This is a genomic window from Acidovorax sp. 106 (assembly GCF_003663825.1).
GTDB lineage: Bacteria > Pseudomonadota > Gammaproteobacteria > Burkholderiales > Burkholderiaceae_C > Acidovorax.
The window spans coordinates 554,078-568,926 of record NZ_RCCC01000001.1; the positions used below are offsets into that span (position 1 = coordinate 554,078).

A 14,849-nucleotide genomic window follows, 5' to 3' on the forward strand; every position below is an offset into this window, starting at 1 on the left:
CCCTGACGAGGATCGAGCCCGGGCGCGGTTGCGCGCCAAATCCCTTGGGCGGTCTCTCAGAACCTGTCCTCAGGGCACAACGTGCTGCCAGTACCGACGCCCGGTGTCGCGCTCGCAGGCCACGGCCTGAGGCTGCGCAGACGACCAGCTCGCCGCCCCGCAGCGGGCCGACTCCACCACCGGCACATTGCGCTGGACATAGCGCTGCAGCACCTCGGGCGCCGGGTGGCCAAAGCGGTTGCGGTAGCCAGACTGCACCAAAGCAGTGCGAGGCTGGACGGCGTCCAGAAACGCACCGCTGGACGAGGTTTTGCTGCCGTGGTGCGGCACCAGCAGCACATCGGCCTTCAAGGGCGCTGCGCGGGCCAGCAGCGCTTGCTCTTGCGGGGCTTCGATGTCGCCCACAAGCAAGGCCACGGCCTGCGCGCCAGGCATGCCTGCAGCACTGGCCACCCGCAGCACACAGCTCATGGTGTTGGGGCGAACAGGGCGATCGAGGCGGTCACGATGATCGCGGTGCTCCAGCTCGGCGCCCGTGGGGTGCAACACCTCCAACGCCACGCCATCCCACTCCCAGCGCTGCCCGGCCACACAAGGGGTGGCCGGGCGCAGGGCCTGCAGCACATGCTCGGCTTCGATGGAGCCTGTCAAAGCCGCTGCGGGCTGCTGGGCCAGCACGGCCGCCGCGCCCCCGGTGTGGTCAGCATCGCGGTGGCTGAGCATGAGCACGTCCACCCGCTCGCCCAATGCCCGCAGCAGTGGCACCAGCACGCGGTGGCCCGCATCGCTCTCGCGGCTGAAGCGCGGGCCTGCGTCGTACAGCAAGGTGTGCGTGGCCGTGCGCACCAGCACCGCGTTGCCCTGACCAATGTCGGGCGCCAGCAGTTCAAACTGGCCCGGCGCAGGCCGGGGGGCTTGCCAGCACAGCAGCGGCACCAACAAAGGCAGCGCCCACAGACGCAACTGCCAGGGCAGGCGCATGGCCAACAAACAGCCGCCCAGCAAAGCCAAAGCGCCAGCCCATAGCGGCGCAGCAGGCAAGAACACCACGGCCCAGGGCCAACTGGCCAGCCACTGCAGCCCCGCCGCCAGGGGCTGCAAAGCCCACGCCGCCAACGTCCACAGCGGCGCCCACACCACCCCGGCCAGCGCCAGGGGCGTGACCACCAGCGTGACCCACGGTATGGCCAGCAAATTGGCCGCAAACCCCACCACCGACACCTGGCCAAACAGCAGCAGGCTCAGCGGCGTGAGCGCCAGCGTCACCACCCACTGCTCTCGCAATAATGCATAAAAATGGCCTCTAGCGCTTTTAGGATAAGCGCTAGAAGCTACAAAATCAGTAGCAAACAACACCCCCACCGCGACAAAACTCAGCCAAAAACCGGCCTGCCACAGCGCCCAGGGGTCGGTCAGCACCACGGCAGCGCAGGCCAGCAGCCACACCTGCGGCCAGGGCCAGCGGCGGCCACTGAGCTGCAGGGCTGCCACTACGGCCAACATGGTCACCGTGCGCTGCGCGGGCACACCCCAGCCACTGAACAAGGCGTAGCCAGCCGCCAATGCCACGCCGCACACCAGGGCCGCCGTGGGGGCAGGCACGGCCAGGCACAGGCGCCGCGAACGCCGCCACAGCCCGCCCACCAAGGCCGCCGCCAGCCAGGCAAACAAGGTGATGTGCAGCCCAGAGATGCTCATCAAATGGGCCACGCCCGTGGCACGGAAGATGTCCCAATCGGCACGGTCAATGGCCCGCTGGTCGCCAGTGACCAGCGCGGCCACCACGCCAGACACACGCGATGCCGCAGGCGCACCCAGCGCACTCGGGGCATCCTCGTCCCCCACGGGGCTGCCTGCCAGGCGCTGCAAGATGGCGTCGCGCACCGACTGGCGCCACTGCTCCACCGGGTGGCGCCAGGTGCTGGCCAGCCGCTCGGGGGGCAGGTCTTTGGGGCCAGCGCGGACGTAGCCTGTGGCCTGCACGCCCTGCTCCCACAGCCACAGCTCGTAGTCAAAACCGTGCGGGTTGCGCAGGCCGTGGGGCGCCTTTAGCCGCACCGTCATGCGCCAGCGCTCGCCCGCACGCAACTCGGGGGGCTGTCGCTGCAAATCGGCCAGGCCCTGCGCGTCACGCAGCGCGCCGCCGTACCAGGACACATCGATCAAACGTGGCACCTGCGGCGCGGCGCCCTGCCCATCGGATGGACGGACCTTGCCAGGCATCCCAGGCACCTCCGCCCATTCGGCCGACTCCACTTCCAGCCGCAGGCGCACACCTGCCTCGCTGCGCTGGGGCATGGCAGCCACCAAGGCGGTGATACGCACGTCCTGCCCTTCCAAGGCCGCAGGCAGTCCCTGGGCGGCAAACAAGCTGGCCCGCAAGCCACACAGGGCAAAGGCAGCCACCAGCCCCCAAGCCAGGGCGGCCACCCACCACCCCGCCAGCCACCTAGGCGCCCGTGCCGCCCCTGGGCGCAAAGCCCCGCCACGCCAGCGCCTGCGCAGCGATTTGCGCCACACCACCGCAGCGCCCACGCCCAAGGTCACACACAAAGTCCAGCCATACACCGCCACCGGCCAGAGCATGGGTTGCCACAGTTGCAGAGCCGAACCCACCACCACGCCCAGAAGCACCGCAGGCAAGCGCCAAGGTTGGCGCGAATCATCGTGGCCCTCATGTCCTCCATGCCCGTCGTGCGCTCCTTGCCCCGTGGCGGCGGCGTCGCCCTCGCCCACCTCACGGGGCAGCAGCGGCGGGACATTAGAAGGGCTTATGGCAAACATGGGCTGATGCTAATGCGCCTTGCAGCAGCCCCGCGCGCACTGTGCACAGCCCCGGCTGTGTAACACTTGGCGCCGCTGCCCGGTGCAGGCATTGCCAGCACCGGGCCTCTATTTCTCGCACCGTTTTCCCGCGCCGATGGCGCACATCAACCAAGGAAGTCCACCATGAGCGTTTACGACAAACTGAGCGAACTCAACATCACCCTGCCCCCCGTGTCGGCCCCCGCCGCCGCCTACGTGCCTTATGTGCAAACGGGCAACTTGGTGTTCCTCTCCGGCCACATCGCCCGCAAGGACGGCAAGCCCTGGGCCGCGCAGTTTGGCAAGAACATCACCACCGAAGAAGGCAAGCTGGCCGCCCGCGCCGTGGCGATTGACCTGATGGGCACACTGCACGCAGCCACCGGCGGCGACCTCAACCGCATTCAGCGCATCGTCAAGGTGATGAGCCTGGTCAACTCGACCGGCGATTTCACCGAGCAGCACTTGGTGACCAACGGCGCCAGCGAACTGCTGGGCCAGGTGTTTGGCGACAAGGGCTTGCACGCCCGCAGCGCCTTTGGCGTGGCCCAGATTCCACTGGGGGCCTGTGTCGAGATCGAACTGATTGCTGAGCTGGCCTGAGCCAAAGAGGCCGCCCCTTCCCTGAAAGAAGCGCGCGGCAGCATGGGGGTCAGGCGCTGAGGCCAGCCCCGTGCAAATTAGCCTTGGAGCTTGAAGCGCTCCACCAAGTGGGTCAGTCTGGCCGCTTGATCGTTGAGCGACTGCGCGGCAGCAGCCGATTGCTCTGACAGGCTGGCGTTTTGCTGCACCGAACTCTCCAACTCCAGCGCATCGCGGTTCACCTGGGTGATCAGCTCGAACTGGCTTTGAGAGTCGCGAGAAATCCCCTCAATCAGCTGGGCCACATGTTCCACCGACTCCCGAATGGACACGGTGGCATCGCCCGTCTGGCGCACCTCTTGCACGCCAGCAGACACACGGTCCAGAGAGTTTTCAATGAGCACCTTGATCTCCTTGGCGGCACCTGCGCTGCGCTGCGCCAGGCTGCGCACCTCGCTGGCCACCACCGCAAAACCCCGCCCTTGCTCACCCGCACGGGCGGCCTCTACCGCTGCATTGAGCGCCAGGATGTTGGTCTGAAAGGCAATGCTGTCAATCAGGCCAATGATGTCGCCGATCTTGCGGGAGGCCTGTTCAATGTCCTGCATCGTTGACATCGCCTGGGTGACCTTGCGCTCGCCTGCGCGGGCGGCTTCACGGGCCTGGGTCGCCAGGGCATTGGCATCGTTGGCCGATTGACCGCTGTGGCGTACCGAATCTGACAGCCCATCCACCACCGCCTGGGTGCGTTGCAATGTGGCGGCAGTGGTTTCTGCACGATTGCTCAGGTTCAAGCTGCCCTCGCTGATTTCCGTACAGGTCTGGTAGATGGCATGCGCAGCGTCTGACACCCCCAGCACCAGCCCATTGAGGTTGCTGCGCATCAACTCCTGCGCCTGCAGCAAGCCGCCGATTTCGTCATTGCGGCGCACCACCACGGCCGATGACAAATCATGTCGGGCCATGTTGTGGGCAGCCTGCACCGCGCTGTCCAACCCGCCCACCACATCGCGCGTCAGTCGCCAGCCCATGAGCGCTGCCAAGGCCAAAGCCAGCGCGGCGCCTGCCGTCAGCATCCAGCGCGCCGATGACACCATGCCGCCAGCAGCGCCTGCGGTCTGGTTGACTTGCGCATCATCCCAAGTCCCCAGCGCTCGCACGCCTGCGCGCCATGCGCTCAAGCGCTCTTGCCACTTGGCGTTGTCAGCCGAAAAGCTCAATCGCACCATGAGCGCAGCGGCGCCCTCGCCGCTATCTCCCGCCTCCTTGCGCCCCAGGGCAATGATCTCCAGGCTGGCCTGGGCCGCGGCACGCGCCTTGTCATTCAGCGACTGCCCATCCGACTCTGGCGTCAAAGAGCGCGCCACATCGCTGAACTCCATGTACTTTTTACCCGAGGTTTCAATCAAACGCAGGTTGTCCGCCAACCGGTCTGAGGGGCTGGACTGCAAACCGGGCAGCATTTGGGCCACGGTCTCCATTTCACGCTCCATGCTGCGAATGGCCTGGCTGCGCTGGGCACCCGAGCCCGCCACCTGCACCAAGGTGTCACCCAACCCACCAATGCGTTGCAGCGCCAGTGCCGTGAGCCCCACCAGGATGGCAAGCACAACGCCAAAACTCAAAACCATGCGATGGGACAACTTGGTGGGCTGCAGAGACATTGGAAAAGACACGAGGCACATCCAGTTACAAAGAGTAGACAATTGAGCCTATCAGCCAATCTCGTCATACCTCCTGGGGTTTGTCCGGATCACCGTGTCAATCGACAACACTCCATCGCTGCACCGACCGGGTAGGCGCCCTGCAACGCCCACCAGCGGCCCCAAGCACTGGAGTGAGCCCCTGTAACCGCGCACAAAAAAGCCAACCGCATGCGGTTGGCTTTTGGCATTCACAGACCCACCGGCCTGTACGATGACTGAGAACTGGCTGGCTATTCCACCCGGGTCACCGCGTTGGGCTTGAAGCCCAGGTCGGCCGCCTTGCCCTTGCGCCCTCGCGCAGCGCGGGCGTTGTTCAGGCTGCGGATTTCCAGCGTCTCATCACGCACCTTGCCGCCCCGGCCGATGCCATCCAGGCGAATGCTGCGCGTGTAGGCTGCAGCGCCTGCGAGCTGGTCTTTGTCTTCCAAGTCAATCAGCATCAGGCCCCGGCCGCCATTGGCCATGGTTTTCAGCTCGGTGATCTCGAACGTGAGGATGCGCCCACCCGTAGAAGCACAGGCCACATGCGTGGCGGGCAGCACCGGCTTGCTGCCCGTGGTGCCTGTGGCGTGCGACGGAACGCACACGGTTTCACCGTCGCCCAGCGTGAGGAAGGCCTTGCCGCCCTTTTGGCGCGAGACCATGTTCTCGACCGCCGCCAGGAAGCCGTAGCCGCCGGAGTTAGACAGCAGCAGCGTGGCGTTGGCAGGGCCTGCAAAGTAGTGAAGCACTTGCGTGCCGGCTTCCAGCTCGATGAGTGTGGTCACGGGTTGGCCGTCACCGCGCGCGCCGGGCAGCAGCGACACGGCCACCGAATACACACGGCCGTTGCTGCCAAAAGCCAGCAAGGTGTCTACGGTGCGGCACTCAAACGTGCCGTACAGCCCGTCGCCCGCCTTGAAGGCAAAGCTGGCGGCCTCGTGCCCATGGCCAGTGCGGGCCCGCACCCAGCCCTTTTGCGAGACGACCACCGTCACCGGCTCGTCCACCACCTTGACTTCGGCCACAGCCTTTTTCTCGGCCTGAATGAGTGTGCGGCGCGCGTCGGCAAAGGTCTTGGCGTCCGCCTCGATCTCTTTGACCATGGTGCGGCGCAGCGAGCCGGGGTTGTTCAGAATGTCTTCGAGCTTGCCCTGGCTTTCGCGCAGTTCTTTGAGATCCTGCTCGATCTTGATGGCTTCGAGGCGGGCGAGCTGGCGCAGGCGGATCTCAAGAATGTCTTCGGCCTGCCGGTCGCTGAGGTTGAAGCGCGCAATCAACGCCGCCTTGGGCTCCTCGGCGTGGCGGATGATGGCGATCACCTCGTCGATGTTGAGCAGCACCAGTTGCCGCCCTTCGAGGATGTGAATGCGCTCCAGCACCTTGTTCAAACGGTGCTGGGTGCGGCGGGTGATGGTGGTCTGGCGGAAGGCAATCCACTCTTCCAGCATTTGCCGCAGGGATTTTTGGGTGGGCCGGCCATCGAGCCCCACCATGGTGAGGTTGATGGGGGCCGAGGATTCGAGGCTGGTGTGGGCCAGCAGCGCGGTGATCAGCTCTTGCTGCGGGGTCTTGCCTGTTTTGGGCTCGAACACCAGGCGCACGGGGGCGTCTTTGCTCGACTCGTCACGCACCACGTCCAGCACGGCGAGCATGCTGGCCTTGAGCTGGGTCTGGTCTTGGCTCAGCGCCTTTTTGCCGGCCTTGACCTTGGGGTTGGTGATTTCCTCGATCTCTTCGAGCACCTTTTGCGTGCTCACGCCGGGTGGCAACTCGTTGACCACCAGCTGCCACTGGCCACGCGCCATGTCTTCGATCTTCCAGCGCGCGCGCACCTTGAGGCTGCCACGGCCGGTGCGGTAGGCATCGGCAATGTCGCCCGCGCTGCTGATGATCTGACCGCCGCCAGGGTAGTCTGGGCCGGGCACGATGGCCAGCAGTTCTTCCTGGCTGAGCGTTGGCGTTTTGATGAGTGCCACACAGGCGTCGGCAATCTCGCGCAGGTTGTGGCTGGGGATTTCGGTGGCCAGGCCCACGGCAATGCCGCTGGCGCCGTTGAGCAGCGCGAACGGCAGGCGCGCGGGCAGCTGGCGAGGTTCTTCCGTGCTGCCGTCGTAGTTGGGCATGAAATCCACGGTGCCTTCGTCGATCTCATCCAGCAACAGGCTGGTGATGCGTGACAGGCGCGCCTCGGTGTAGCGCATGGCCGCAGCGCCGTCGCCGTCGCGGCTGCCGAAGTTGCCCTGGCCGTCGATCAGCGGGTAGCGCTGGGCAAAATCCTGCGCCATGCGCACCAGCGCGTCGTAAGCCGATTGGTCACCGTGGGGGTGAAAGCGGCCCAGCACATCACCCACCACGCGGGCGCTTTTGACGGGCTTGGCCGCCGCGCTGCGCGTGGGGCCGCTGTAGCCCAGGCCCATGCGGTCCATCGAATACAGAATGCGCCGCTGCACGGGCTTGAGGCCATCGCACACATCAGGCAAAGCGCGGCCTTTGACGACGGACAGTGCGTATTCCAGGTAGGCGCGCTGGGCATAGCCCGCCAGGCCCAGGGAGTCGCCCCCGTCGTCGCCTGCAGTGGTGAAATCTAAAGTGGGTTGGTCGCTCATTCGTTAGCGCTCATTCGGTCGGAGTCGTCGGTAGAGGTTCGTTGCTGGCGCGGGTGTGCGCCACCAAAGTGTCGGGCGGCAGGTTGCCACGGCCTTGGGCGCCGCCCTGCAATTGCATGCGCACCCGCCCCGGCGCTGCGCGCTGGGCCAGCACGGGGGCGGGCGGCTTGAGCTGGGTGTACAGCGCCAGCACCGTGCGCACGTAATTCTGGGTTTCCTTGAAGGCAGGGATCTGGTTACCGGCTTTTTGCACCGCGCCCTCGCCCGCGTTGTAGGCCGCCAGGGCCAGGTCCATGCGGCCAGGGAACAGGTCGAGCAGGTAACGCAGGTAGCGCGTGCCGGTGGGCACGTTCACGGCGGGGTCGGTCAGCTTTTGCTCCAGCGAGCGCTTGGCATCGGCCCGCACGCCAAAGCGGCTGGCCGTGGCGGGCATGAGCTGCATCAGGCCCACCGCGCCCTTGGGCGAGACAGCCTGCGCGTCAAAACCCGACTCGGTGGCAATCAGCGCCTGCAGCAGTTCGTAGTCCACCGCCTGCTGCTCTGCGGCGGCGCGCAAGTGGTGCTTGATGCTTTTGTAGCCCGGCGAGATGTCAAAAAACGCCAGCAGGCGCGCACCTGTGCTGGGCATGCCGTGCGGGGTGGCGGGTGTGCCTGCAGGCATGTCTCGGGTCGAATCAAACTCGGTGCCCCGAAAGAAGAGCTGGTAACGCGCATCAAGCTGCTCGGCGGCAAAGTGCGTCACCCCGCGCTCGTCCACATGCGCCCACAGATCGGCATGGGCATGTTGCTGCAAAAAGCAGAGCAACAAACCCAATACAGACCAGCGCAAGAGGCCGATTTTGCGAAATGAGGTCATGGCAAGCAGCGTGGACGCCTGTGGCTCAGCCCGTCAGATGTCGATCTCGACCGCATCGCCGTGCAGCTCCATCAACTCGCGGCGCGCAGCGGCTTCGCCCTTGCCCATGAGCTTGGTGATGAGCCCCTCCGTGGCAGCAAAGTCCATGTCGCCCAGCTGCACGGGCAGCAGACGGCGGGTGTCGGGGTTGAGCGTGGTTTCCCACAGCTGCTCAGCGTTCATCTCGCCCAGGCCCTTAAAGCGGCTGATCTGGCACTTTTCTTTGGGCACGCCGTCCTTGGCGCATTTGTCGAGGATGGCCGTGAGCTCGCCGTCGTCCAGCGCATACATCTTGGCGGCGGGTTTCTTGCCACGCGCAGGCACGTCCACACGGAACAGCGGCGGGCGTGCCACGTAGATGTGGCCGGTTTCGATGAGCTTGGGAAAGTGGCGGAAGAACAGTGTGAGCAGCAGCACCTGGATGTGCGAGCCGTCCACGTCGGCATCCGACAAGATGCAGACCTTGCCGTAGCGCAGGCCGCTCAGGTCGGGCGTGTCGTTGGGCCCATGCGGGTCCACCCCGATGGCCACCGAGATGTCGTGGATTTCGTTGTTGGCAAACAGGCGGTCGCGCTCGACCTCCCAGGTGTTGAGCACCTTGCCGCGCAGCGGCAAGATGGCCTGGCTTTCCTTGTCGCGGCCCATCTTGGCGCTGCCACCGGCCGAGTCGCCCTCGACCAGGAACACTTCGTTGTGGGCGATGTCCTTGCTTTCGCAGTCGGTGAGCTTGCCAGGCAACACGGCCACGCCAGAGCCCTTGCGCTTTTCGACCTTCTGGCCGGCCTTTTGGCGGGTTTGCGCAGCCTTGATGGCCAGCTCAGCCAGCTTTTTGCCGTATTCGACGTGCTGGTTCAGCCACAGTTCGAGCGCCGGGCGCACAAAGCCGCTGACCAGCCGCACCGCGTCGCGCGAGTTCAGGCGCTCCTTGATCTGGCCCTGGAACTGCGGGTCGAGCACCTTGGCGCTCAGCACATAGCTGGCGCGCGCAAACACGTCCTCAGGCAACAGCTTCACGCCCTTGGGCAGCAGGCTGTGCAGTTCGATGAAGCTCTTGACCGCGTTGAACAGACCGTCGCGCAGGCCGCTTTCGTGGGTACCGCCCGCGCTGGTGGGGATCAGGTTGACATAGCTCTCGCGCACCGGTTGGCCGTCTTCGGTGAAGGCCACGCACCAAGAGGCGCCTTCGCCTTCTGCAAAGCTCTCATTGCCGCTGTCGGCAAAGCCTTCGCCTTCAAACAGCGGGATCACCGGGTCGCCGTTGAGCGTCTGCATCAGGTAGTCGCGCAGGCCGCCCTTGTATTGCCAGGTCTGGGTGTCACGCGTCTTCTCATTGACGAGCGACACCGACACGCCAGGCATCAGCACCGCCTTGCTGCGCAGCAGGTGGGTCAGCTCGCCCATGGGCAGCGCGCTCGACTCGAAATACTTGGCATCAGGCCACACCCGCACCGAGGTGCCCTGCTTGCGCTCGCCCGCCTCCAGCGGGCGGGCCACCAGCGGCTCGACCACGTCACCGCCCGAGAACACCAGGCGGGCCGACTGGCCCTCGCGGTGGCTGGTGGCTTCGAGCCGCGTAGCCAGCGCGTTGGTCACGCTCACGCCCACACCATGCAAGCCGCCCGAGAAGCTGTAAGCCCCGCCCTTGCCCTTGTCGAACTTGCCGCCCGCGTGCAGGCGGGTGAAGACCAGCTCAATCACCGGGGCCTTTTCTTCGGGGTGCATCCCAAACGGAATGCCACGGCCGTCGTCTTCAATGCTGACCGAGCCATCGGCGTGCAGCGTGACTTTGATCTTCTTGCCGTAACCCGCCAAAGCCTCGTCGGCGGCGTTGTCCAGCACTTCCTGGATGATGTGCAGGGGGTTATCGGTGCGGGTGTACATGCCCGGGCGTTGCTTGACGGGCTCCAGGCCCTTGAGCACGCGGATCGAGCCTTCGGAATATTCGCTAGCGGAGACAGTAGTGGGTTTGGCAGCCATGGCGCGGATTGTAGTGCGGCAGCGCAACAAAGGCTGGATAAAACAACAGCCCAAATGCCTCAGCTGCCCTCCGCCCGCAGCCCCGCCCCTGCTGCCAACTGTATTGGTCGCTTCTGTACCAGCGCGTTTGCCGCAATCTGGCTACATTCCCCCGCATGTCTATGAATCCTCCCAAACTATCCATGCTCCAGGTGCTGGCCTGCGGCGCGGCCATCGTCACTTTGTCGATGGGCATACGCCACGGCTTTGGCCTGTGGTTGCAGCCGATCACGCAAGAGATGGGCTGGACCCGCCAGTCGTTTGCCTTTGCGATTGCACTGCAAAACCTGTCATGGGGGGTGATGGGCATCTTTGCGGGCATGGCGGCCGACCGGTTTGGCGCCTTCCGGGTGTTGATGGGGGGCGCCGTACTGTATGGCCTGGGGCTGGCGGGCATGGCACTGTCACCCACCCCGCTGCTGTTTGCGCTGACCACCGGGCTGCTGATCGGCGCAGCACAGGCAGGTACCACCTATGCGGTGATCTACGGCGTGCTGGGCCGCCAGATTGCGCCCGAAAAACGCTCCTGGGCCATGGGTGTGGCGGCTGCGGCTGGCTCGTTCGGACAGTTTTTGATGGTGCCTGTGGAGGGCTGGCTGATCACCGGGCTGGGCTGGCAGCAGGCGCTGCTGGTGTTGTCGATGGCGGTGCTCATGATCGTGCCACTGGCCTTTGGCCTGCGCGAGCCAGGGTTTCAGGGCGCTGCGGCTCCAAAGCGTGAGCAAACCATTGGCCACGCACTCAAGGAAGCCTTCAGCTACCCCAGCTTCAATCTGCTGATGGCGGGCTACTTTGTGTGTGGTTTTCAGGTGGTGTTCATCGGGGTGCACATGCCCAGCTACCTCAAGGACCATGGCCTGTCGCCCCAGGTGGCCAGCTATGCGCTGGCGCTGATCGGGCTGTTCAACGTGTTTGGCACCTACATCGCAGGCACGCTGGGGCAGCGCATGCCCAAGCGGTTCATCCTGTCGTTCATCTACCTGGCCCGCGCCGTGGTCATCACCATCTTCTTGCTGGTGCCGCTGTCACCGCTGTCGGTGTATGTGTTCTCGGCCGTGATGGGTGCACTGTGGCTGTCCACGGTGCCGCCCACCAATGCCACCATTGCCCAAATTTTTGGGGTGCAGCACCTGTCCATGCTGGGCGGCTTTGTGTTCTTCAGCCACCAGATCGGCAGCTTCCTGGGCGTGTGGCTGGGCGGCTATCTGTATGACGCCACGGGCAGCTACGACATCGTCTGGTACATCGCCATTGCGCTGGGCGTGCTGGCGGGGCTGGTGAACCTGCCGATCAAGGAAGCCCCCATCCAGCGGGCGCAACCCCACGCGGCCTGAAGCCGATCAGCACGCAACGAAAGCGATCCGCCATGCTCCCCAACGAGACCCGCTCACCACCGCCAGCCCCCAGTGCCCGGCATGGCTGGCTGCGGGCGTTGGGCTGGCTAGCGGCCGTGGCTGTTTGCCTTGCGGTATTTGCGATGTACACCGTGCCAGACTTCATGGTCATGGTGGCCGACAAAGTCTGGTCGTGCTTTTGATTTGTGGTATTTTTCGCCCCTAGCGCTTGATAGATAAGCGCTAGCAGCTACCAATTTAATAGCAAAAAACACATGCACGGCACGGAAGCCCCCTCTGCCTGGGTTCAGCAATGGACGCACCTGATTCCACCGCACGCCCATGTTCTGGACGTGGCCTGCGGCGCGGGCCGCCACATGCGCTGGCTGCAAGCCCAGGGCCACACCGTCACTGGCGTAGACCGTTCGCCCGAGGCCATTGCCGCCTGCGCCGGGTTGGGTGAGTTGATTTGCGCCGACATCGAAAACGGCCCCTGGCCCCTGCAAGGCCAGCAGTTTGGCGCCGTGGTGGTGACGAACTACCTGTGGCGCCCGCTGCTGCCCACCTTGCTCGCCAGCCTGGCGCCCGGAGGCGTGCTGATTTACGAAACCTTTGCGCAAGGGCACGAAACCGTGGGACGCCCCAGCCGGGCCGACTTTTTGCTGCGCCCGGGCGAGCTGCTACAGGCTTTTGGGACGCTGCGCACTGTGACCTATGAGGACGGTTACCTCGAAAACCCGGCCCGCTTCGTGCAGCGGATCGCGGCGGTACGGGAAACACCTCACCCAGAGGGCCCCGCGCGCCACGGGCTGCGGCCCGCGTCTAGTTAGAATGCCCTTTTACCGTTTTCATCTGCGGACATGACCTCTTCCTCCGTGCCTCTTACCGGCAGCATCGTCGCCCTCGTCACCCCCATGCACGAGGACGGTAGCGTGGACTACCCCACCCTGCGCAAACTGATCGACTGGCACATCGCCGAGGGCACCGACTGCATCGGCGTGGTGGGCACCACGGGCGAATCGCCCACGGTGAATGTCGAAGAACACTGCGAGATCATCCGCGTGGCCGTGGAGCAAGCCGCCAAGCGCGTTCCCATCATGGCGGGCTGCGGCGCCAACTCCACCGCCGAAGCGATCGAGCTGGCCAAGTTTGCCAAGAAGGTCGGTGCCGACACGCAACTGCAGGTCGTGCCTTACTACAACAAGCCTACCCAAGAAGGCCAGTACCTGCACTTCAAGGCGATTGCCGAGGCCGTGGGTGACCTGCCCACCATCCTCTACAACGTGCCCGGCCGCTCGGTGGCTGATATGCAGCACGACACCGTGCTGCGCCTGGCCCAGGTGCCCGGCATCATCGGCATCAAGGAAGCCACCGGCAACATCGAACGTGCGCAGTGGCTCATCCGCGAAGCACCCAAGAACTTTGGTATCTATTCGGGCGACGACCCTACTGCAGTGGCTTTGATGCTGTGCGGCGGCCACGGCAACATCAGCGTGACTGCCAACGTAGCCCCCAAGCTGATGCACGAGTTGTGCGCAGCCGCCATTGCGGGCGACGCGCGCCGCGCCATGGAAATCCAGTTCAAGCTGATGCCCGTACACAAGCACCTGTTCGTCGAAGCCAACCCCATCCCCGTGAAGTGGGCCATGGCCCGCATGGGCTTGTGTGGTGGAACCATGCGCCTGCCCATGACTCCATTGACCCAGGGCAACGAAGCCGTGGTCGAAGGCGCCCTGCGCAGCAGCGGCCTGCTTTGAGCCTGCCCACCCCTCACCGACATTCCAAGGATTCCCGAGTGAAAGCAAATACCCGTCTGGGCCTGCTGGCCCTTGTTGCTGCCCTGTCAGCCTGCTCGACCCTTGAGGGCGACAAGATCGACTACAAAAGCGCAACCAAGGGCTCGACCCTGGAAGTGCCCCCAGATCTGACCCAGCTGTCCAAAGACTCACGCTACGCCGTGCCCGGCGGCGCCGTGTCAGCCGCCGCGCTGCAGGCCAGCCAACAGGCTGCACAGCCCTCCGCAGCCAGCCAGGCAGCGGCCACCGCCATTGGTGATGTGCGCATTGAGCGAGACGGCAACCAACGCTGGTTGGTGATAAACCGCCCTGCCGACAAGCTGTGGGAGCCTGTGCGTGAGTTCTGGCTGGAGAGTGGATTCATCTTCACCCAAGACCAGTCCAACCTCGGCATTCTGGAAACCGACTGGGCCGAAAACCGCGCCAAGCTGCCCCAGGACATCGTGCGTTCGACCCTGGGCAAGGTGTTTGAATCGCTGTATTCGACTGGCGAGCGCGACAAGTTCCGCACCCGCCTGGAGCGCAATGCCAATGGCGGCACCGACATCTACATCAGCCACCGCGGCATGATCGAGGTGTACACCAACACGCAAAAAGACCAGACCATCTGGCAGCCCCGCGCCGCCGACCCCGAGCTGGAAACCGAATTCTTGCGCCGCCTCATGGTCAAGCTGGGCGTGAGCCAGGAGCAATCCAAAGCGATTGCAGCCACCGCCACCCCAGTGCAAGTGGCACCCGCAGCCCGTATCGCTACGGTGAACAACGCACCCGCTGTGCAGTTGGCTGAGAACTTTGACCGCGCCTGGCGCCGCGTAGGCTTGGCACTGGACCGCACCGGCTTCACCGTGGAAGACCGCAACCGCAAGGACGGCCTGTACTTTGTGCGCTACGTCGCCCCCAACGCAGACAAGAAGGAGCCTGGCTTCTTCGGCAAGCTGTTCGGTGGCTCGTCGGCAGCCATTCCGCCACTGAAGTACCGCATCGCCGTGCGCAGCGAGGGCAACGCCTCCACCGTGTCCGTGCTCAATGAAGCCGGGGCCCCTGAGACCTCTGCCAACGCCGAGCGCATCGTGCGTGTGATTGCGGACGAGCTGAAATAATCAGCCCAATGCCGGGCACAGCAAAGT

11 protein-coding genes are annotated in these 14,849 nt (G+C 64.9%); 6 read left to right on the forward strand and 5 right to left on the reverse strand.

All coding sequences use genetic code 11. The annotated features are described in order from the left end of the window. Positions 1–69: 69 nt before the first annotated feature. Entirely contained in the window at positions 70–2,784 is a 2,715-nt protein-coding gene (locus tag C8C98_RS02425; RefSeq protein ID WP_121452985.1) for a DNA internalization-related competence protein ComEC/Rec2, read from the reverse strand. Between the two features lie 165 nt (positions 2,785–2,949). Between C8C98_RS02425 and C8C98_RS02430 the strand changes: the two genes are divergently transcribed. Next, positions 2,950–3,408 carry a RidA family protein gene (locus C8C98_RS02430; protein ID WP_121452986.1) on the forward strand — a complete coding sequence of 153 codons (459 nt, stop codon included), beginning with the start codon at positions 2,950–2,952 and terminating at the stop codon, positions 3,406–3,408. A gap of 77 nt (positions 3,409–3,485) precedes the next feature. Here C8C98_RS02430 and C8C98_RS02435 read toward each other — a convergent pair whose 3' ends face one another. From C8C98_RS02435 to C8C98_RS02450, 4 genes are all read right to left on the reverse strand, one after another. Then, positions 3,486–5,051, reverse strand: coding sequence for a methyl-accepting chemotaxis protein (locus C8C98_RS02435; protein ID WP_158600126.1), 1,566 nt, complete (start codon positions 5,049–5,051; stop codon positions 3,486–3,488). Positions 5,052–5,323: 272 nt separating this feature from the next. Next, the gene (gene parC, locus C8C98_RS02440) at positions 5,324–7,681 is read right to left on the reverse strand and encodes a DNA topoisomerase IV subunit A (protein ID WP_121452988.1); all 2,358 of its coding nucleotides are present in this window, start codon (positions 7,679–7,681) and stop codon (positions 5,324–5,326) included. Between the two features lie 10 nt (positions 7,682–7,691). Further along, on the reverse strand, positions 7,692–8,537 hold the full coding sequence (locus C8C98_RS02445) for a lytic transglycosylase domain-containing protein (protein ID WP_121452989.1): 846 nt from the start codon (positions 8,535–8,537) through the stop codon (positions 7,692–7,694). A 33-nt stretch (positions 8,538–8,570) separates the two neighbouring features. Then, a complete protein-coding gene (locus C8C98_RS02450) occupies positions 8,571–10,553 on the reverse strand; it encodes a DNA topoisomerase IV subunit B (protein WP_121452990.1) in 1,983 nt (660 codons plus the stop codon). Between the two features lie 155 nt (positions 10,554–10,708). On the opposite strand from C8C98_RS02450, the gene C8C98_RS02455 reads away from it, so the two are divergent. The 5 genes from C8C98_RS02455 to bamC all read left to right on the forward strand — a co-directional run bounded on the left by C8C98_RS02455 (position 10,709) and on the right by bamC (position 14,822). Next, positions 10,709–11,926 (forward strand): MFS transporter, encoded by a 1,218-nt coding sequence (locus C8C98_RS02455; protein ID WP_121452991.1) that lies wholly within the window; start codon positions 10,709–10,711, stop codon positions 11,924–11,926. A gap of 32 nt (positions 11,927–11,958) precedes the next feature. After that, positions 11,959–12,129 (forward strand): hypothetical protein, encoded by a 171-nt coding sequence (locus tag C8C98_RS21735; RefSeq protein WP_158600127.1) that lies wholly within the window; start codon positions 11,959–11,961, stop codon positions 12,127–12,129. Between the two features lie 72 nt (positions 12,130–12,201). After that, positions 12,202–12,756 carry a bifunctional 2-polyprenyl-6-hydroxyphenol methylase/3-demethylubiquinol 3-O-methyltransferase UbiG gene (locus tag C8C98_RS02460; protein ID WP_121452992.1) on the forward strand — a complete coding sequence of 185 codons (555 nt, stop codon included), beginning with the start codon at positions 12,202–12,204 and terminating at the stop codon, positions 12,754–12,756. Between the two features lie 30 nt (positions 12,757–12,786). Continuing rightward, positions 12,787–13,683: a 4-hydroxy-tetrahydrodipicolinate synthase gene (gene dapA / locus C8C98_RS02465; RefSeq protein WP_121452993.1), complete on the forward strand. Its 897-nt coding sequence runs from the start codon at positions 12,787–12,789 to the stop codon at positions 13,681–13,683. Between the two features lie 38 nt (positions 13,684–13,721). Beyond that, a complete protein-coding gene (bamC, locus tag C8C98_RS02470; protein ID WP_121452994.1) occupies positions 13,722–14,822 on the forward strand; it encodes an outer membrane protein assembly factor BamC in 1,101 nt (366 codons plus the stop codon). Positions 14,823–14,849: the final 27 nt, after the last annotated feature.